This window comes from Streptomyces sp. B5E4, assembly GCF_039871555.1.
Classification (GTDB): domain Bacteria; phylum Actinomycetota; class Actinomycetes; order Streptomycetales; family Streptomycetaceae; genus Streptomyces.
Genome location: NZ_JBDPMI010000022.1, coordinates 24316 through 43923, shown reverse-complemented (window position 1 = coordinate 43923; position 19608 = coordinate 24316). Strand labels below are relative to the sequence as shown.

The following is a 19608-nucleotide window of genomic DNA, read 5'->3' as shown; positions in this document are numbered from 1 at the left end:
GCTCTCACCCGGTTGCCGCACTCCGGTGGCGCCCGATCACACCCTGCCGTGTTCTGACATATACCAGCGACATAGTCACTGCGCCGTGATTTCGTCCTGAATCCCGCGTCCTGAGGTTCGCACATTCCCATTCGATATGCCAATGGCATATTTCTATGCAGGAAAGGCACACACGCATGGTTGAGCGCCCAGACCCGGAGAACTCGGAGCCGTCGGCCAAGGGCGAGGAGCCCGCTCCGCCCCCCGGAGACAAGCCGAGCACACCGGATCAGACGGACACGCCCGAACCGGCGTCGCCGTCGGCGGAGCACCAGCCCGGCATGCTCGTCCCGCCGCCAGGGGTCACCCTCGACAAACCGCTGGCCGTCGCGCCCGCGGGTCAGGCGATCAGGTACCCGCAACTGGGCCCCGCGGACTTGCCGGCTGCCACGCCGTTGCCGGCGATGGTGCCCGACCCCTTCGACCCCTCGGCGACCATCGACCTGACGGCGGCGCCGCCCCCCAACTTCAATCTGGTGGACGGCACGGTCGCCATCGCGACCGACCCGCAGATGCCCTTCGTCCTCTTCAAGGGCCACAACCCGAACACCTGGTTCTACGCGCCGCGCTGGGGGCGGATCGCCAAGAACCCGAACGGCGAGCCGGCCTTCCTCGTGACGAAGAAGGTCAGGAACAACCCCGACGGCAGCAAGACCACCCTGGGCGGCATCCTCAGCTTCATGGTCGAGCTGGTCGTGGAACTGCCCGGCGAGGGCCAGCGCCAGCAGTGGACCAACCTGATCAAGACGCTCTACAACATCAACCCCACCGGAGGCGCCTTCACCTTCCAGCCGCTGCGGCTCAGCCCGGGGAAGATGGACGTCTTCGGCCTGGACATGTACGCCAAACCGGGGCAGCAGCTCAAAGGAGTGGAAGTCGGCTCCTCCTCCTCGATCGGCTTCGCGATCGAGTTGACTCCGGACGGGGCCGATCACTTCGCGGCGATGCTCGGGGCCAGTCCCGCTCCGTACCCGCCGCAGGTGGCCATCATGTTCACCTACCGCTACCAGTACTTGATCCCGCAGTGCCAGATCAAGGCCACCGGCTTCAAGAAGAAGGCGTACGACTACTTCTCGTGGAACGCCAAGGCGCGGGCCAGCTACTTCGGCCTGGTCAACGGGTCCTTCGACTACCAGAGGGTGCGCGCCGACCTCCGCCAGCAGCATGCACTCGACGTCAGCGTCATCGGTCAGCCGCCCACCGGCGTCGATCTGACGAAGCTGCTCGACGCCATCTTCGACCAGTACGTGAAGCTTGAGGTGGGCCAGTGGATCCAGCCGGACCCGAAGCCCGTCGAGGCGTCGGCACCCGGCGGCTTCTTCGGCGGCGTCTCGGTGGCCATGAAGAGTGTCTCCCTCTCCGACACCGCGCAGTTCGACCAGACACTCACCTTCACGGGCATCGGCGAGAACATCCACCAGGTTTCCTTCAACTTCGAGCAGCAGCTGGGCGCGTTCGACCCCCGCAAGCACCTGTTCGTCGAAGAGGACGACATCAAGCTCCCCTTCAAGGTGCTCCTCTCCAACAGCTCCATGGTCAAGCGGATGGTTCCCTCCGCCAGCTACACGACGCCGACCGGGCCGAGGATGGTGCACTGCCCCGCCGTCAGCGGTGAGGAGGGCGGCGAGACCTCGGGCATCATCCAGTACACGCCTCCGCACGCGCCCACGTCGGCGCAACTCGAAGTGCTGGTCGACTTCAAGCCGCCGCACGTCGGCTACAAGTACAGGGAGACCTTGCCGATCTCCGACACGGGCGCCGGCTTCGCGTTCTACCCCGAGGTATGGGTCCAGCGCACACAGTTGATCTTCACGGACGCCGCCTACGTCGCCGACCCGAACTCCAAGGCGCTGTTCAAGTGGGAGTGGACACCGCCGACCCGTCCGAACGAACCGCCGCGTCCCAAGATGGCGGGGCACACCCTGGTGTCGGTCGACGCCGGCGGCAACGTCAGCAACCTGCCGACACACGACATCCTCTTCCCGTTCCATCCCAATGACTGGACCGGCGAGAGCACCCCGAAGGTCCAGTACAAGCTGCAAGGGCTGACCGGCGACTGGCGCGGCAAGAACGCCTCCGGCACGATCTCGCTCTTCGAGACGGCCATGTCCGTGGGATTCGACGGCACCGTGGCCTTGGGTGAGCCGGCTATTCCGGCCGGGCTGCTGGAGGCGACCCTCCGTGACCCCGCCTATCGCCAGCGGCTGACGGCCACCTACGGCACGCCTCCGCATCCCACCGCGCCCACTCCGGCGCAGGGCAGCGGGGCGGGGACGGCGCCGGGCAGCGGCTTCGTCCTTCCCAGCCAGCCGGGCCAGCCCGGGCAGCCCCCGGCGCCCGGACAGTCCGCCGCCGGCCCGGCGACGCGCGCACCGTACCCGCTCGGCTTCACGCCCGACCTGCAGCACGGCGAACTCAGCCTGTGGGGGCGCGAGCTGAAGGCACAAGCCAGCTACACCCACGCCCAGAGCGCCAACCTGGCCATGGGGGCGCCGACCGCCGTGGCCGGCAACTTCGACTTCCGCAACATCAACGGGTACAACTACATCTCCCCCGTGAAAGCCCAGGGCAACTGCGGTAGCTGCGTTTCCTTCGGGGCGACCGCCGCCGTCGAGGGCGCGCTGAAGCGGTACCATCCGGACCGGAACCCCGACTTCTCCGAGGCTCACCTGTTCTTCTGCCACGCGCGTGCCGAGGGCCGGACCTGCGGCAACTACGGTGAGTCGAACGGCGGCTGGTGGCCGGAACGAGCTCTCGCGTGGTGGCGCGACGTCGGCGTGGTGGACGAGGGCTGCTTCCCCTACGTGGGCCCGGCGACGACGTCGCACCCCACCCCCGGCTGCACGAAATGCGGGGATGCGGCCGGCCGCCTCACACGGATCGACAACTACTATGCGCTCAACAACGCCCAGCAGATGAAGTCCTGGCTTTCGGTGGGGCAGTACTCCCCCCTGGTCACGGGATTCACCGTCTACCAGGACTTCTTCGACTTCTTCGCGGCCAACACCCAGCCGTCGGCCGTCTACCGGGTCAGCAGTTCCCCGGGCACGAACTGGGGCGGCCACTGCGTCTGCGTGATCGGCTACAGCGATGACGAGCGGGCATGGATCTGCAAGAACAGTTGGGGCCCCCACTGGGGAGCCTCCGGGTTCTTCAAGATCGGCTATGGACAGGCGGGCATCGATTACCAGATGTTCGGCGTCGGGGTCCACTGACCCCACACCCCCTCCACCTCCCAAGGGACGAAGACGTGCCTGACGTAAAGGTCGACCACACGGACGACGGAAAGACGATCACCCTCCACTTCGATGACGTGCTCGTCGTCACGCTGCCCGTCAACATGCTCACCGGTCTGAAGTGGAAAGTCGCCTCGTACGACCAGAAGAACCTCGGCTGCCCCGAGGTGGTCGTGAGGCCGCCGAAGTCCGGCGGAGGTATGGGGGCAGGCGGCACCGTGGCCGTCTTCCGGTTCCCGGTCAGGGCCCAGGCCCCGGCGTCGTCGAGGCTCGTCCTCGAACTGCGCCAGGGCCACGGCCAGGGACCGGTACAACAGACGTTCGCGATCGGCCTGCGCATCAAGGAGTGAGGAACGTGATGATCACCGCCTCATCGGGAGCAGGTGTTCTTCGGGGCAACCGCAGGTTCGACCTGGAGGCGGGGATCGAAGCCACCGGCATGGGACGGGCCGACGTCTGGTGGCGGCAGGCGGCAGGCGGTCGCCGCGAACTCATGCCCCTCCTCGGCGCCCGCGTGTGTGCGCTGGGCGCCGTGGCGTACGAGCCGCTCGGCTACCAGCAACTCGCGGCGCTCACCTACCACGACGAGGGCATCCCCGGAGGCCCTCAGGGCACGAACACGCTCGTGCCGGGAAGCGTGGTCGCGGTCCGCACCCGTTCCGGGAAGCTGGTGAAGGTGCAGGTCCAGTCCTACGGTCAGGACCTGCACCTCCGCTGGCAGGGCTGCCCTCCGCCGACCCGGTTCAAAACGCTGAAAGTCGTGGTCGGCAGCGCGCCCGAGTGGCTCGTTTCGCGGTACGTGGTCGACTGCGTCTACGAGAGCCCCGACTCCTCGATGCATCCGTGCGGCACGGGTGCATTCGGCGCCGGCGGCGGTGTCGTGGAAGACCGGATCTCGGACGAGTGGGGCGGTTTCCCCGCCGCCGCGCGCGTCACCGTCTCGGTCGACTTCCAGCCCGGCACCGGGCTCCACGGTGCCGTGACCCGCCTCGAACCCGAGGTCGGCCCCTCCGGGGTGTCGCTCCTGTACGAGCCCGAGCAGGAGATCAAGAAGATCAAGCTCGTGTTCGACCTCACGCCGCGGGCCAAGTCCCAGGACTATCTGCTGCTCCGCTGGCTGTACCGCTCGGGCAGCTCCGCCGGTTCGGGGAGCCAGCGCACCCTGACCGGTGCGGACCTCCGGGAGAACGTCGCGCAGCACGAGCTGGCGTTTCCGCCGGACGGGTCATCGACCGCTGCCGTCGACCTGACCGTCGACGGCGTGTACCAGGGGGCAGAACTCGTCCAGTTCAAGCAGCGCGTCTCGCTGCCCGCTTCGGCGCTCGCCTTCCGGTTCAGAAAGCAGGGCGCCGGTCCCCGGTATCGCCTCGAAGCCTTCTGAACGGATAGTCACGCATGCGTGTCGAGCCACTGGCGGTACTGCGCCCGGGACTTCGCCGGAACCCCCGACGGCCACGGCCAGTCCAGCGCCTCACCACGACGGAACGCGAAGGTGGCAGGGGCCGCACCGACGCTCAACAGGTCACAGACCACTGGGGCGAACTCGCGTCCGACGCGGCAGAACTCCACCCTGCCCTCGTAGATCCCGGCGAGCAGGCGGTAGCGCTCCCGCAACCGCCTGCAGGACCAGCAGCTCGAAGAGTCCGCGAACCAGATGCTCAACCGGTCCATCTGGATGGTCCCGTAGAACGTCTCCGCGTCCGACACGTCGTAAAGGCCCGCGGCCCGCTGCTCTGTCGTGCTCATGTTTCCATCCTCGCCGCAACCAGCCGGACACGCATGTCCGGTCGTCCGACACCGAAGGAGCACCCGTGAACCCCTGTGACGACTACGCGGCGGTCCAGACGGCCGCCGGCACCGCCTGGCTGCCCGTCTGCTCGGGCACGGACACCTCCTGTGAACTGCGCAGGGGACACAAGAGCCCCGGGGTCCTCGCCCTGCAGGTGAGCCTCAACCAGTGCTACGGCCAGGACCTTGCGGAGGACGGTGACTTCGGCACCGTGACGGAAGCGGCGCTCAAGCGCGTGCAGGCGCGGGTGGGCACCACCGTCGACGGTCTCTACGGACCGTTCACCCGGGACGCGATGCTGCATGCGGGCACCTGGGGAGACGAGAGGATCCGCTACGACGGCCCCGGCGGATCCTGACACCGCGGCGGGCCCTCCCCCGCGCGGGGGAGGGCCCGTCCCCCCTGCGAGCGCCCGCGGTTGGCTCGGGCGCGTGACGACCCGGGGACCGTGCGCTGCCTAGCCTCCCCGCATGACGACGTACGCAGACTCCCCCGCCCGGCGCATCCTCGCCGCCCTGCTCGGGCTGCTGGTGCTCGCGACGCAGGTCGCGTGCGGGGCGGACCGTGACCGGGACCGCGACGTGCGGGACGACGGCGCCACCGGGATGCGCACGCACGGGCGCGCCGACGACCCCGCCGCCCCCGCCGTGGAGAAGTACCTCGACGAGGTGTGGCCGAAGGACGCCCCCGGCACCGTCGTCGCCGCCCGCGGCGGCACGTCCGTGACCTGTTCCGGCCGCGGGCCCGCCGATCCCGGGACCGGCGGGCGCGCCCGCTGCGACACCGTGTACGACATCGCGTCGATGACCAAGCAGTTCACCGCCGCCGCCATCGTCAAGCTCCAGACCGAGGGCAGGCTGCGCGTCGCCGACCCCCTCTCCCGCCACCTCGACGGCGTACCCGCCGACAAGCGCGGCATCACCCTGCACCACCTCCTCACCCACACCGCCGGACTGCCCGAGTCCCTCGGCGACGACTACGACCCCGTCTCCCGCACCGCGTTGGTCTTTGCCGCCTTCGCCACCCCGCTCCGGTCGCCGCCCGGCGAGCGCCACGCGTACTCCAACACCGGCTACAGCCTCCTCGCCGCCGTCGTGGAGGAGGCGTCCGGCACCGACTACGAGTCGTACCTCGCCGGCCACCTCTTCCGCCCCGCCGGCATGACCGACACCGGCTACGTCCTCCCCGGCTGGGACCCGGACCGCATCGCCGTCGAGTACGACCGCAAGGGCCGCCCGCAGGGCAAGCCGATGGACCACCCCTGGGCCGACGACGGCCCGTACTGGCACCTCCGCGGCAACGGCGGCATGCTCTCCACCGCCCGCGACATGCTCCGCTGGCACCGCGCCCTCCTCGGCGACCGCGTCCTTCCCGAGCAGGCGAAGAAGCTGCTGTTCACGCGGTACGTCCCCGAAGGCGGCGGCGCCGGGTCCTTCTACGGCTACGGCTGGAGCCTGCTCGACCTCGACGGCGCCCCCCTCGCCACCCACGACGGCGGCAACGACTGGACCTCGGGACGCGTCGCCCGCTTCCTGGACGACGGCACGCTGGTGTTCTGGATCAGCAACGCCGCCACCCGCGCGGGCGGGTGGGATCTCCCGGCCCTGGACCGGGAGTTGACGACCGGAATCGCCGAACGGGTGCGCGAGCGCGCCTAGGGTGGGGCGCATGCCGCACTCCCCCTTCGAGATCGAGTCACTCGCCGAGTTCGACGCCGCCGTCGCCTCCGGCTCCATCAGCGGGTTCCGCGTGCAGTCCGTCGATCTGACGGACCGCACGCGGCTGCTGCTCACCGCCGACGTGCACGGCGCGGTGTTCCTCGGCTGCCCGATGGCCGAGGAGGCGGCGCACCGCGTGCAGCGCGACGGCGCGCTGGTCTTCCCCGTCGTGCCGGATCTGCCCTTCGATCCGTACCGGGGCGCGCTCTACACCCCGGACGAGCTGTTCGCGGGCCTGGCGCGCGGCTACGAACGGACGCCGGACGCCCGCTCGTACGCCTGGTTCCAGCGCACCCGCGCCGAGCACGACATATTCGCCGCCGTCATCCGCGGCATGCACGACGAGTCGATGTCCAACGCGCTGGACGAGCGGCTGCGCGCCGGCCGTCCCGTCGTCGGCGTCATGGGCGGGCACGCGCTGGAGCGCGGCGGCGAGGACTACGCGGGCGCGGCGCGGCTGGGCCGGGCGCTGGTGCGCGCCGGGTTCGACGTGGCCACCGGCGGCGGTCCCGGCGCGATGGAGGCGGCCAACCTGGGCGCGTACGCGGCGGAGTTCGGCGACGCGATGCTGGAGGAGGCGGTGCGGATGCTGGGCAAGGCGCCGTCGTTCACGCCCTCGGTGGCCCAGTGGGCGGAGGCGGCGTTCGCGGTACGGGAGCGGTGGCCGGGCGGCGGCGACTCGATCGGCATCCCCACCTGGTTCTACGGCCACGAGCCGCCGAACGCCTTCGCGGGGCACATCGCGAAGTACTTCGCGAACGCGCTGCGCGAGGACGGGCTGCTGGCCCGCAGCACCGCGGGCGTGGTGTTCCTGCCGGGCGCGGCGGGCACGGTGCAGGAGATCTTCGACGCGGCGACGCCCAACTACTACGAGTCGCGCGGCGAGCCCCGGCCGATGGTGCTGGTGGGCCGCGACCACTGGTCGGCACGGCTGCCGGCGTGGCAGTTGCTGTCGGCGCTGGCGTCGGGCAGGCCGATGGCGCCGCGGATCGCGCTGGTCGACACGGTGGCCGAGGCCCCGGAGGCGCTGCTGCGACTCGGGGCGGCGGAGTAGGCCCGGGGAGTAGGCCCGGGGTGCGGCCCCCCGCCGGGCGGAGCGCAGCGCGGAGGAGATCGAGGGCGTAGCCGAGCGGGCCCGGGACGCAGCCCAGGGAGGACCCGGGGACACAGGCCCGCGGAATTCCGGGGCCCAGCCCAGGGCTCAGCCCCGAGGCGCAGCCCCGGGGATCCGGAGCACGACCGCGAGCGGTGCCGGCCCAGGGGGTCCGGGGCGCAGCCCCGGTTCGGGGAGGGGCGGGGTGGGGGACGCCCGCCCGCGAGCAGCGGCACGGCCAGGGCAGCCCACCGGGCGCCGCGGCGGTACCGTACACTGAAAAACCTGGACAGATGTCCAGCTAGTTTTCCCGGGATAGGGAAGGGCGGACGATGACCTACGTGCTGCTGATCGGTGCCATCCTCAGCGAGGTGACCGCGACCGTCTCGCTACGGCTCTCGGAGGGCTTCTCGAAGATCCTCCCGTCGATCGTCGTCGTCCTCGGGTACCTCACCGCCTTCACCCTCCTCAGCCTGGTGCTCAAGCGCGGCATGTCCATCGGCATCGCCTACGGCATCTGGGCCGCCGCCGGCGTCGCGCTGGTGGCGCTGATCGGCGCGGCGTTCCTCGGCGACGGGCTCACGGGGGTGCAGATCGGCGGGCTGGTGCTGGTGGCCGCGGGCGTCGTCGCGCTGGAGGCCGGCGGTGCGCACTGAGCCCGGCGCCGTGGACGGGCGCGTACAGCGCGGGCAGGAGCGGCGGCGGCTGCTGCTCGCGGCCACGGTCCGCGTCATCGGCCGCGGCGGCGTCGCCGCCGTGACGCACCGGGCCGTCGCCGCCGAGGCGGGCGTGCCCAAGTCGGTGGCCACGTACCACTTCCCGGCCGTCGCCGACCTGCTGGCCGCCGCGCTCAGTGACAGCGTCGACGCCTACGCGACCGCGCTGGCCGGCGCGCTGCCCGAGTCGTACGGCACCGCCGATCTGGGGCGGTACCTGGCGGCGTATCTGGACGAGCACGGCGCGCGCTGCGCCGCGGAGTTCGACCTGTACCTCTACGCCGCCCGCCACCCCGAACTGCGCCCCGTCCTGGGCCGCTGGCACGACCTGCTGGCCGAGATCGCCGGCCGGTTCACCGCCGATCCGGTCGCCATCGCCGCGTTCTCGGCCGCGCTCGACGGGCTCAGCCTGCAGTCGCTGCTGCGCGACGAGCCGCTGACCGCAGCCGAGATCCAGCGGGTCGTCGACCACGTACTGCACCGCCGCTGAGCCGCGGCGGTGCGGCCGGGCTCACCTGCCCCCGGCCTCCCGCCACTCCTGGCCGAGCAGCGCCCAGACCTCCAGGTCGTGCCGCTCGCCGGCCATCTCGAACAGGCTGCGCAGCGTGCCCTCGTGGCTCATGCCCAGACGCTTGGCGACCGCGATGCTGGCCTTGTTCGCCGGGTCGACCAGCCACTCCACGCGGGACAGGCCGCGCACGTCCACCGCCCACTCGATCATCCGGCGGGAGGCCTCGGTGACCAGCCCCCGGCCCTGCGCCTCGGGCGCCAGCCAGGCGCCCAGCTCGCAGGAGCCCTGCTCGGGGCTGAAGAGCCGGTAGATCATGCCGCCGACCAGCTCGCCGTCCAGCCGGATGGCGAACATCCGGCCGGTGTCGCGGGCCTGCTTGTCGGCGTACGCCTGGAGGAAGCGGCGGGCGGTCTCCTCGTCGGTGACGTCGTGCGCCCAGGGCAGCCACGGCTCCAGGTGCGCCCGGTTGCGGTCGGTGAACGCGGCGAGCTCCGCGGCCTGCCACGGCTCCAGCGTGGTCAGTTCCGCGCCTTCGGCCAGGGGTGTGCTCAGCATCGGTGCGGCTCTTTTCTCGGTCACGGGGTGGGTGGCAGCGGCAGCGGAAGCCCGGGCAGCCCGTCGATGCTGGCCGCGATGTGCTCCTTCTTGCGGAAGTACGCGTCCAGCCCGGCGTCGTCCTCCCGTGCGAAGCGCCGGCCGTGCAGGTCGCGGTCGGCTTCGTAGGTCATGAAAGGCACAGCGTAGCCGCAGGTGTCGCGGATCAGTTCGGCGGTCACGACGACGACCGCCCGCAGTCCGTGCCGGGACGGGTCGACGGCGGGGAAGTGCCCGAGCAGGGCGGGGAAGCGGGGGTCGTCGCGGAAGACGGCCTCACCGCTGCCGTGCACCCGCACGATGTTCGGCGGGCCCTCGAAGGCGCACCACATCAGCGTGATCCTGCCGTTCTCCCGCAGGTGCGCGACGGTCTCGGCGTTGCTGCCGGCGAAGTCGAGGTACGCCACGGTGCGCTCGTCGAGGACGGCGAACGAGCCCGTCAGCCCCTTCGGCGAGAGGTTCACGGTGCCGTCCGCCGCCAGCGGCGCGGTCGCCGTGAAGAACATGTGCTGCGCCTCGATGAAGGCGCGCAGCCGGCCGTCGATGCGTTCGTAGGTTTTCCCCATGCGCCGAGTGTGGGGCGCGGTACGGCCGCGGCGCGCGGAGTTTCGCAGTGCGAGACCGCGTACCGCGTCCCGCGGCGTCACCGTGCCACGGCGCCGCGCGTCGTCACAGCCGTGTGATCACCGTACGGGTGAACTCCTCGGTGCTCGCCGAGCCCCCCAGGTCCGGGGTGCGGACGTCGGTGCCGGCGAGCGTCGCGGCGATGGCGCCGACCACCTCCGCACCGGCCCGCTCGTGGCCGAGGTGGTCGAGCATCAGCGCCGCCGACCAGATGGCGCCGATCGGATCGGCGATCCCGCGCCCCGCGATGTCCGGCGCGGAGCCGTGCACCGGCTCGAACATCGAGGGGTAGGTGCCCTCGGGGTTGAGGTTCGCCGACGGGGCGATGCCGATGGAGCCGGCGACGGCGGCGGTGAGGTCGCTGAGGATGTCGCCGAAGAGATTGGAGGCGACGATCACGTCGAACCGCCCGGGGTCGAGGACGACCTTGGCGCACAGCGCGTCGATGTGCTCCTGGTCCCACGCCACCTTCGGGTGCTCCGCGGCCCGTTCGCGCACCATCTCGTCCCAGAACGGCATGGTGTGCACGATGCCGTTGGACTTGGTCGCCGAGGTGAGCCGGCCGGTGCGGCGGCCGGCGAGGCCGAAGGCGTAGTCCAGGACGCGGGTGACACCGGCCCGGGTGAAGACCGCCTCCTGCACGGCCATCTCCTCCGGGAAGCCGCGGTGCAGCCGGCCGCCGATCTCGCTGTACTCGCCCTCGGTGTTCTCGCGCACCACGACCAGGTCGACGTCGCCGGGCCGGGCGCCGCGCAGCGGGCTCTCCATGCCCTCGAAGACCCGCACGGGCCGGAGGTTCACATACTGCCGGAAGGCCCGGCGGATGGGGATGAGCAGTCCCCACAGGGAGATGTGGTCCGGCACGTCCGGCGCGCCCACGGCGCCCAGGAACACCGCGTCGTACGCGCGCAGCCGCTCGATGCCGTCCTCCGGCATCATCGCGCCTTCGCGCTGGTAGCGGGCGCAGGACCAGTCGAGGCGGGTGTACGCGAACTCCACTCCGTGCCGCCGTCCGACGGCGTCCAGCACCTCCAGCGCGGCGGGCGTGACCTCCTGCCCGATGCCGTCGCCGGGGATGACCGCGATCCGATGTGTTGTCATGACCCCTTCCCCTCAGCCGAGTTGTGCCCCACCTTACGGAGCAGCCCTGAATGTAAGCCAGAGCACGGTTATCCGGAGGGGACGATGAAGTCCGACGCCACGGCGCCACGTACCAGGACCGACGTCGAGCAGGCACTGCTCGGCCATGCGACGTACCGCAGCCTCGGTGAGCAGAGACTCTCGCCGCAGGAGGAGAAGTTCGAACGGGGGCGGCGGACCACCGGGTTCTGGCTGGCCCCGCTGGTCTCCGTCATTTTTCTCGCGCTTCCGCTGGACATGGCGTCGAGCCAGCAGACGCTGGCCGGCATCCTGCTCGGCGTCATCGTGCTGTGGGTCACCGAGCCCGTGCCGATCCCGGTGGGCGGGCTCATAGGCGTCGGCGCGATCGTCGTCCTCGGCGTGGTGCCGCCGGACGACGCGCTGGCGCCCTTCGGCTCCTCCACGATCTTCACCTTCATCGGCGCGTTCATCCTCGCCCAGGCGATGCTCAAGCACGGCGTGGCCCGGCGGTTCGCGTTCTGGATCCTGGGCCTGCCAGGCGTGGGCCGCTCGACGTTCCGGCTGATCGCCGCCTTCGGTGTGATCACCTGCCTGCTGTCGGCGTTCGTCTCCAACACCGCGACGGTGGCGATGCTGCTGCCCACCGCGCTCGGGATCCTCACCGTGATCGCCAAGATGCTCCAGGACCGCGGCCTGGTGGAGCAGGACTTCGACCCCACGCGGCTGCGCATCGGGGCCGCACTGGTGCTCATGCTCGCCTACGGCGCCAGCGTCGGCGGCCTGCTCACCCCGGTCGGCAGCCCGCCGAACCTCATCGGCCGCGGCCTCATCGAGGAGGCCACCGGCGAGAAGATCTCCTTCGCCGAGTGGACGGCAACCGCGCTGCCGCTGTGCGCCTGCATGTTCGTGATCCTCGTCATCGTCCTGCTGCTGCTCAACAAACCGGAGATCCGGCGGATCGAGGGCGTGGAGGAGTACGTACGCGACCAGCGCGCCGCGCTCGGCACGTTCTCGCGGGCGGAGTGGAACACGCTGATCGCCTTCGGCATCACCGTGGCGCTGTGGATCACCCCGGGCATCGTCGCGCTCGCCGTGGGCACCGAGGCGTCCGCGTACACCACCGTCAGCGACCGGCTCGACGAGGGCATCGTGGCCGTGCTCGGCGCCGCGCTGCTGTTCATCCTGCCGACGAACTGGGCGCGCCGCGAGTCCACCCTCAACTGGAGCGACGCGGCCCGCATCGACTGGGGCACGATCCTGCTCTTCGGCACCGGCATCATCTTCGGCTCGCTGCTCGCCGACACCGGCCTGGCCGAGACCATCGGCAAGGAGTCCAACGACCTGCTCGGCTTCTCCAGCGTCTTCACCATCACGGTCTTCGCGGCGGTGCTGGCGGTGATCGTCTCGGAGACGACGAGCAACACGGCCTCCGCGGCGGTGGTGGTGCCCATCATCATCCCGATCGCGATGGCCGCCGAGGTCGATCCCTTCGTCCCGGCGCTGGCCGCGACCTTCGCCGCGTCCTTCGGCTTCATGCTGCCGGTCTCGACGCCGCAGAACGCCATCGCCTACGGCTCCGGCGTCGTGCCGATCACCACGATGATCCGCTCCGGCGCGGGCTTCGACGTCCTCGGCGTGATCCTGATCATCCTGGGGCTGCCGCTGATGGTCGCGGTCACCGGCATCGGCTAGCGGGGCTTCCCGGGCCCGTACCGCCCGGCCGGAGGCGCGGTCCTCCGGCCGGGCGACCCGCCGTACGCGCGGCGTTTTGACGAACCATACGGAGTGCTGCATACTTATTCCGGTCAGTGTATGCATCCTAAGGAGACTCCCGTGACCGAGCGCGTCGTACTCGCCTACTCGGGCGGCCTGGACACCTCCGTCGCCATCGGCTGGATCGCCGCGGAGACGGGTGCCGAGGTCATCGCCGTCGCCGTGGACGTCGGCCAGGGCGGCGAGGACCTCGACGTGATCCGCAAGCGCGCGCTGGCCTGCGGCGCCGTGGAGGCCGAGGTCGCCGACGCCAGGGACGAGTTCGCCGACGAGTACTGCCTCCCGGCGATCAAGGCCAACGCCCTGTACATGGACCGCTACCCGCTGGTCTCCGCGCTCTCCCGGCCCACCATCGTCAAGCACCTCGTCGCCGCCGCCCAGAAGCACGGCGCCGGCACCGTCGCCCACGGCTGCACCGGCAAGGGCAACGACCAGGTCCGCTTCGAGGCCGGCATCTCCTCCCTGGCCCCGGGCCTGAAGTGCATCGCCCCCGTCCGGGACTACGCCATGACCCGGGACAAGGCCATCGCCTTCTGCGAGGAGAAGGGCCTGCCCATCGCGACCACCAAGAAGTCGCCGTACTCGATCGACCAGAACGTCTTCGGCCGGGCCGTCGAGACCGGCTTCCTGGAGGACATCTGGAACGCCCCGATCGAGGACGTCTACGAGTACACCCAGAACCCCGCCGTGGCCCGCGAGGCCGATGAGGTCGTCATCACCTTCGAGCGCGGCGTGCCCGTGGCGCTCGACGGCCGCCCCGTCACCGTGCTGCAGGCCGTCCAGCAGCTCAACGAGCGCGCCGGGGCGCAGGGCGTGGGCCGGATCGACATGGTCGAGGACCGGCTCGTGGGCATCAAGTCCCGGGAGGTCTACGAGGCGCCCGGCGCCATCGCGCTGATCACCGCCCACCAGGAGCTGGAGAACGTCACCGTCGAGCGGGAGCTGGCGCGCTACAAGCGGCAGGTCGAGCAGCGGTGGGGCGAGCTGGTCTACGACGGCCTGTGGTTCTCGCCGCTCAAGCGGGCCCTGGACGGCTTTATCCAGGAGGCGAACGAGCACGTCACCGGCGAGATCCGGATGACGCTGCACGGCGGCAGGGCCGTCGTCACCGGCCGGCGCTCGCCCGCCTCGCTGTACGACTTCAACCTCGCGACGTACGACACGGGCGACACCTTCGACCAGTCGATGTCCAAGGGCTTCATCGAGATCTTCGGCCTGTCCTCGAAGATCGCGGCCGGCCGGGACCTCGCCCGGTGAGCGACGGCACCGAGGGCACGGCGCCGCAGGACGTGAAGCTCTGGGGCGGCCGGTTCGCCGACGGCCCCGCCGCGGCGCTGGAGCGGCTCTCCGCCTCCGTCCACTTCGACATGCGGCTCGCGCCGTACGACATCGCCGGCTCCCGCGCGCACGCGCGGGTGCTGGCCCGGGCCGGGCTGCTGACGGCGGACGAGCTGACGCGGATGCTCGCCGGGCTCGACCACCTGGAGACGGACGTCGCGACCGGGGTGTTCACCGCCACCATCGCCGACGAGGACGTGCACACCGCGCTCGAACGCGGCCTGCTGGAGCGGCTCGGCCCCGAGCTCGGCGGCAAGCTGCGCGCCGGCCGGTCCCGCAACGACCAGGTGGCGACCCTCTTCCGGATGTACCTGCGCGACCACGCCCGCACCCTCGGCGGCCTCCTCGCCGAGCTGCAGGAGGCCCTCGTCTCCCTCGCCGAGGCGCACCCGGACGTCGCCATGCCGGGCCGTACGCACCTGCAGCACGCGCAGCCCGTCCTCTTCGCCCACCACGTGCTCGCACACGCCCAGGCGCTCTCCCGGGACGGCGAGCGGCTGCGGCAGTGGGACGAGCGCACGGCCGTCTCGCCGTACGGGTCCGGCGCGCTCGCCGGCTCCTCGCTGGGTCTGGACCCCGAGGCCGTCGCCGCTGAGCTGGGCTTCGAGCGCGGCTCGTCGGGCAACTCCATCGACGGCACGGCCGCCCGGGACTTCGCCGCGGAGTTCGCGTTCGTCACCGCGATGATCGGCGTCGACATCTCGCGCATCGCGGAAGAGGTCATCCTGTGGGCCACGAAGGAGTTCTCCTTCGTCACCCTGCACGACTCCTTCTCGACCGGCAGTTCGATCATGCCGCAGAAGAAGAACCCGGACATCGCCGAGCTGGCGCGCGGCAAGTCGGGCCGGCTGATCGGCAACCTCACCGGGCTGATGGCGACGCTGAAGGCGCTCCCGCTCGCGTACAACCGGGATCTGCAGGAGGACAAGGAGCCGGTCTTCGACTCCGTCGACACCCTGGAGGTCCTCCTGCCCGCGTTCACCGGCATGATGGCCACGCTCACGGTCAACCGGGAGCGGCTGGAGGAACTGGCCCCGGCGGGCTTCTCGCTGGCCACCGACATCGCCGAGTGGCTGGTCAAGCAGGGCGTGCCGTTCCGCGTCGCGCACGAGAGCGCGGGGGAGTGCGTCAAGGTCTGCGAGGCCGAGGGCATCGAGCTGGACCAGCTCACGGACGAGCAGTTCGCGAAGGTCTCCCCGCATCTGACGCCCGAGGTACGGACGGTGCTCACCGTCCCCGGCGCGCTCGCCGCGCGCGACGCCCGCGGCGGCACCGCCCCGGCGGCGGTCGCGGTGCAGCTCGCGGAGGTCAAGGCGGACGTGGCGGCGCAGGTGCGGTGGGCGGCGGCGACGCGGCAGGCGGGGCCCGCGGCGTAACGCAGCGGACGCGGCGGCGGCGCGGCGCGGCACAATGCCGTGTCGGGCTGCCCGGGGCGGGGCCCGTCTTCTACGGTGGACGGGCCTGACAGCCGCACCGAGGACGCAGGGAGCCCGCGATGGCGTTCGACCGACTGACCGCAGTGACGACGCCCGCCGCCCACATCGGGTTCGGTCTCGCCGCCGTGGGCCGCCCCGCCTACCTCACCACCGGACGCGCCGGCGACCTCCCCGCCGGGCGCGGCGTCGAGGACATGCGCGCCCGCACCCACGAGCTGCTGGACGCCGCCTACGCCCAGGGCGTGCGGTACTTCGACGCCGCCCGCTCCTACGGCCGCGCGGAGGAGTTCCTCGCCGACTGGCTGAGGCAGCACCCCGACGCCCGGGACGCGGTCGTGGGCAGCAAGTGGGGCTACGCGTACGTCGGCGACTGGCGCGCGGACGCCGAGGTGCACGAGGTCAAGGACCACGGCCTCGACGCCTACGACCGGCAGCGCGAGGAGTCCGCGGAACTCCTCGGCGACCGCCTCGACCTCTACCAGATCCACTCCCTCACCCCCGACAGCCCGGCGCTGACCGACACCGACCTGCACGCGCGCCTCGCCGCCCTCGCCGCGGACGGCGTCACGGTCGGCTTCTCGACCAGCGGCCCCGAGCAGGCCGCGGCCGTACGCGCCGCGCTGGAGGTCACCGTCGACGGCGAGCGGCTGTTCGACACCGTGCAGAGCACGTACAACGTGCTGGAGCCCGCGGTCGGCGAGGCGCTGGCCGAGGCGCACGACGCCGGGCTGACGGTGATCGTCAAGGAGGGCCTGGCGAACGGCCGGCTGGCCGGCGCCGACGCGCCCGCCGAACTGCGCGCCGTCGCCGCCGAGTGCGGCGCGGAGCCCGACGCCGTCGCGCTCGCCGCCGTGCTGCGCCAGCCGTGGGCGGGCGTCGTGCTCTCCGGCGCCGCCACCGCCGCGCAACTGCACTCCAACCTCGCCGCCGCCGCCGTCGACCTCGACCCCGCGCAGGACGAACGCCTCGCCGCCCTCGCCGAGCCCGCCGCCGACTACTGGCGGCGGCGCGCCGAGACCCCCTGGTCGTAGGCCCCGCCGTCGCTCCCCGCCTGAGCCGTGACCGTCGTCGCGATCGGGCCGAAGAGGCGGCCCGAGCCGCGGACGTCCCGCCCGCCTCCTGCCTCCCGCCTCGCGATCGCGTCGCCCACCGGAGCGCCCGCCCACCCTGCCCGCGGACGACGCGGGACCGGCGACGCTCCGGGCCCGCTGCGGCCGTCCCCAGGGCCTGACCCGCGGCGGCTTTAAGGGGATTTTCGCCTCCCGGTGATGACATGCGGTAACGCAGTCGTCTGACGGAGGAGACCCCGATGTCCCGTCGTATACGCAGGCTTTCGGTCGCCGGTGCCGCCGTGTTCGCCGTGGCCGGCCTGGCCACCGGCGCGTCCGCCGCGCTCGACCGCGGCGACGAGAAGCCCGAGGTACGGCTCGTGGTCAACGAGGACCGCGAGCAGGCCGGCGCCCAGGCCGGCACGCACGAGGACTGCCCGGACAAGGGCGGTTCCGAGGCGCCCTCGGGCGCCGCCGAGAACGCGGGCGACCTGTGACCACCACCACCCCCGCGGGACCGGGGCCCGCCGCCGTGCCGGGCCCCGGGACGGCACTCCTGGAACAGGCGCTCTTCGAGGTCAAGCGGGTGATCGTCGGCCAGGACCGGATGGTCGAGCGGCTGCTGACCGCCGTGCTCGCCCGCGGGCACTGCCTGCTCCAGGGCGTGCCCGGCGTCGCCAAGACGCTGGCGGCGGCCACCCTGGCGACCGTGTCGGGCGGCACGTTCCACCGCATCCAGTTCACCCCCGACCTGGTGCCGTCCGACATCACCGGCACCCGCATCTACCGGCCCTCCAGCGAGTCCTTCAGCGTCGAACCCGGGCCGGTCGCCGCCAACTTCGTGCTCGCCGACGAGATCAACCGCGCCCCCGCCAAGGTCCAGTCCGCCCTGCTCGAAGTCATGGCCGAGCGGCAGGTCAGCATCGGCGGCCGGACCATCCCCATGCCCGAGCCGTTCCTCGTCCTGGCCACCCAGAACCCCATCGAGTCCGAGGGCGTCTACCAGTTGCCCGAGGCCCAGCGCGACCGCTTCCTGCTCAAGGTCGACGTCTCCGCGCCCACCGAGGACGAGGAGCTGGCGATCCTCTACCGGATGAGCGTGGACCCGCCCGCCGCCCGGCGGGTGCTCGCGCCGCACACCCTCGCGGCCCTCCAGCGGCGCGCCGACGAGGTGTTCGTCCACCACGCCCTCGCGCAGTACGCCGTACGCCTCGTCCTCGCCACCCGCGAACTCGCCGCCCGCGGCGACGCCGCCGGCGGCGGGCGGCTCGCGTACGGTGCGGGGCCGCGGGCCACGCTCGGCCTGGTGGCGGCGGCGCGGGCGCTGGCGCTGCTGCGCGGCCGCGAGTACGTGCTGCCCGCCGACATCGCGGCACTCGCCCACGAGGTCATCGCCCACCGGCTGGTGCTCTCCTTCGACGCCCTGGCCGACGGCATCACGCCCGAGTCGGTCGTCGACGAGGTGCTGGCCGCCGTACCGCAGCCGCGCGTCACGCCGCACCAGGCGGAGGACGCGGCGGCCGGCGCTCTCGCCGACGCCGCGAGCGCCGGGAAGCCCGGGAGGGCGGCATGAGCGCGCCGGGCAGGGCGGCAGGCGCCACGGCCCCGGGCGTACCCGGCTCTCCGTCGCTGGGCGAACTCGCCCCGGAACAGGCGCTCACGCACCTGCGGCTCCTCTTCGCCCGCCGCCCCGACGGCCTCCTCCAGGGCGACCACACCGCCCTCGTCCCCGGCCCCGGCGGCGAGCCGGACGAGAGCCGCCTGTACGCCCCGGGTGTCGACGACGTACGCCGCATGGACTGGAACGCCACCGCGCGCACCACCGTGCCGCACGTGCGGATGACCCTCGCGGACCGCGAACTGACCACCTGGATCGTCCTCGACGCCAGCGCCAGCATGGACTTCGGCACCGGCCGGATGGAGAAGCGGGACCTCGCCGTCGGCGCCGCCGCGGCCGTCGCGTTCCTCACCGAACGCGCCGGCAACCGGCTCGGCGCCCAGCTCGTTTGCCCCGACGGCATCGAGCGCATCCCCGCCCGCAGCGGGCGGCGGCACCTGATGCGGGTGCTGCGCACCGCGCTCGAACGGCCCCGCGTGCCCGCCGGGCCGCAGACCCACACCCTCGCCGGGGCGGTGGCCGCGCTGCAGCGCGCGGAGCGCCGCCGCGGACTGGTCGCCGTCGTCTCCGACTTCCTCGAACCGGGCTTGGAGCAGCCGCTGCGGGCCCTGGCCCGGCGGCACCAGGTCCTGGCCGTCGAGGTCGTCGACCCCCGGGAGCTGGAGCTGCCCCCGGTGGGGCTGCTGACCGTCGTGGACCCGGAGTCGGGGCGGCGCCGGGAGATCCCGACGTACTCCAAGCGGCTGCGGGAGCGGTACGCGGCCGCGGCGGCGGAGCAGCGCGCGGCGATCGGCCGGGCCCTGCGGGCCGCGGGCGCGGCGCGGCTGCGGCTGCGTACGGACCGCGACTGGGTCCGGGACATCGCGCGCTACGCGGCGGCGCAGCGCCGCGGGACGGGCGGTGCGGCATGACCTCCGGTCCGGCTCCCGGCAGTCCCGGTTCCGCGGTGGCCCAGGACGGCCCGTCGGGCCTG

19 protein-coding genes are annotated in these 19608 nt (G+C 72.1%); 15 read left to right on the top strand and 4 right to left on the bottom strand.

Annotated features, from left to right (window positions below; translation table 11 throughout):
- Positions 1–176 precede the first annotated feature (176 nt).
- From ABGA99_RS25085 to ABGA99_RS25075, 3 genes are read left to right on the top strand one after another with little or no spacing between them, the layout of a single operon-like run.
- Entirely contained in the window at positions 177–3254 is a 3078-nt protein-coding gene (locus ABGA99_RS25085) for a C1 family peptidase (RefSeq protein ID WP_347583466.1), read from the top strand.
- A gap of 35 nt (positions 3255–3289) precedes the next feature.
- Complete coding sequence (locus ABGA99_RS25080; RefSeq protein WP_347583465.1) at positions 3290–3625, top strand: protease inhibitor I42 family protein; 336 nt, start codon at positions 3290–3292, stop codon at positions 3623–3625.
- A gap of 8 nt (positions 3626–3633) precedes the next feature.
- Complete coding sequence (locus ABGA99_RS25075) at positions 3634–4656, top strand: hypothetical protein (protein ID WP_347583464.1); 1023 nt, start codon at positions 3634–3636, stop codon at positions 4654–4656.
- Positions 4657–4664: 8 nt separating this feature from the next.
- On the opposite strand, the gene ABGA99_RS25070 is transcribed toward ABGA99_RS25075, so the two are convergent.
- A complete protein-coding gene (locus ABGA99_RS25070; protein ID WP_347580293.1) occupies positions 4665–5021 on the bottom strand; it encodes a hypothetical protein in 357 nt (118 codons plus the stop codon).
- A 65-nt stretch (positions 5022–5086) separates the two neighbouring features.
- On the opposite strand from ABGA99_RS25070, the gene ABGA99_RS25065 reads away from it, so the two are divergent.
- The 5 genes from ABGA99_RS25065 (at position 5087) to ABGA99_RS25045 (ending at position 9081) form a co-directional block, all read left to right on the top strand.
- Positions 5087–5422 carry a peptidoglycan-binding domain-containing protein gene (locus ABGA99_RS25065; protein ID WP_347580294.1) on the top strand — a complete coding sequence of 112 codons (336 nt, stop codon included), beginning with the start codon at positions 5087–5089 and terminating at the stop codon, positions 5420–5422.
- Between the two features lie 112 nt (positions 5423–5534).
- On the top strand, positions 5535–6722 hold the full coding sequence (locus ABGA99_RS25060) for a serine hydrolase domain-containing protein (protein WP_347580295.1): 1188 nt from the start codon (positions 5535–5537) through the stop codon (positions 6720–6722).
- A 10-nt stretch (positions 6723–6732) separates the two neighbouring features.
- A complete protein-coding gene (locus tag ABGA99_RS25055; RefSeq protein ID WP_347580296.1) occupies positions 6733–7836 on the top strand; it encodes a Rossmann fold nucleotide-binding protein in 1104 nt (367 codons plus the stop codon).
- Positions 7837–8207: 371 nt separating this feature from the next.
- Positions 8208–8531 (top strand): SMR family transporter, encoded by a 324-nt coding sequence (locus ABGA99_RS25050; RefSeq protein ID WP_347580821.1) that lies wholly within the window; start codon positions 8208–8210, stop codon positions 8529–8531.
- Positions 8521–9081, top strand: coding sequence for a TetR family transcriptional regulator (locus tag ABGA99_RS25045; RefSeq protein WP_347580820.1), 561 nt, complete (start codon positions 8521–8523; stop codon positions 9079–9081). The genes ABGA99_RS25050 and ABGA99_RS25045 overlap by 11 nt, the downstream gene beginning before the upstream one ends.
- A gap of 21 nt (positions 9082–9102) precedes the next feature.
- On the opposite strand, the gene ABGA99_RS25040 is transcribed toward ABGA99_RS25045, so the two are convergent.
- The 3 genes from ABGA99_RS25040 to ABGA99_RS25030 form a co-directional block, all read right to left on the bottom strand.
- Positions 9103–9657 carry a GNAT family protein gene (locus ABGA99_RS25040; protein WP_347580819.1) on the bottom strand — a complete coding sequence of 185 codons (555 nt, stop codon included), beginning with the start codon at positions 9655–9657 and terminating at the stop codon, positions 9103–9105.
- A 20-nt stretch (positions 9658–9677) separates the two neighbouring features.
- Positions 9678–10262, bottom strand: a complete 585-nt coding sequence (locus ABGA99_RS25035) for a pyridoxamine 5'-phosphate oxidase family protein (protein ID WP_347580818.1) — start codon at positions 10260–10262, stop codon at positions 9678–9680.
- 103 nt (positions 10263–10365) lie between these two features.
- The gene (locus tag ABGA99_RS25030) at positions 10366–11421 is read right to left on the bottom strand and encodes a tartrate dehydrogenase (protein ID WP_347580817.1); all 1056 of its coding nucleotides are present in this window, start codon (positions 11419–11421) and stop codon (positions 10366–10368) included.
- 84 nt (positions 11422–11505) lie between these two features.
- Here ABGA99_RS25030 and ABGA99_RS25025 point away from each other — a divergent pair, with 84 nt between their 5' ends.
- The 7 genes from ABGA99_RS25025 (at position 11506) to ABGA99_RS24995 (ending at position 19546) form a co-directional block, all read left to right on the top strand.
- Positions 11506–13113: a DASS family sodium-coupled anion symporter gene (locus ABGA99_RS25025; RefSeq protein WP_347580816.1), complete on the top strand. Its 1608-nt coding sequence runs from the start codon at positions 11506–11508 to the stop codon at positions 13111–13113.
- Positions 13114–13254: 141 nt separating this feature from the next.
- Complete coding sequence (locus tag ABGA99_RS25020) at positions 13255–14451, top strand: argininosuccinate synthase (RefSeq protein WP_347580815.1); 1197 nt, start codon at positions 13255–13257, stop codon at positions 14449–14451.
- The gene (argH, locus tag ABGA99_RS25015) at positions 14448–15908 is read left to right on the top strand and encodes an argininosuccinate lyase (protein ID WP_347580814.1); all 1461 of its coding nucleotides are present in this window, start codon (positions 14448–14450) and stop codon (positions 15906–15908) included. The genes ABGA99_RS25020 and argH overlap by 4 nt, the downstream gene beginning before the upstream one ends.
- A gap of 119 nt (positions 15909–16027) precedes the next feature.
- Entirely contained in the window at positions 16028–16999 is a 972-nt protein-coding gene (locus ABGA99_RS25010) for an aldo/keto reductase (protein WP_347580813.1), read from the top strand.
- A 278-nt stretch (positions 17000–17277) separates the two neighbouring features.
- Positions 17278–17514 carry a hypothetical protein gene (locus tag ABGA99_RS25005; protein ID WP_347580812.1) on the top strand — a complete coding sequence of 79 codons (237 nt, stop codon included), beginning with the start codon at positions 17278–17280 and terminating at the stop codon, positions 17512–17514.
- On the top strand, positions 17511–18590 hold the full coding sequence (locus ABGA99_RS25000) for an AAA family ATPase (protein WP_347580811.1): 1080 nt from the start codon (positions 17511–17513) through the stop codon (positions 18588–18590). Before ABGA99_RS25005 ends, ABGA99_RS25000 begins: the two co-directional genes overlap by 4 nt.
- Positions 18587–19546, top strand: coding sequence for a DUF58 domain-containing protein (locus ABGA99_RS24995; protein ID WP_347580810.1), 960 nt, complete (start codon positions 18587–18589; stop codon positions 19544–19546). Before ABGA99_RS25000 ends, ABGA99_RS24995 begins: the two co-directional genes overlap by 4 nt.
- The last annotated feature ends 62 nt before the right edge of the window (positions 19547–19608 follow it).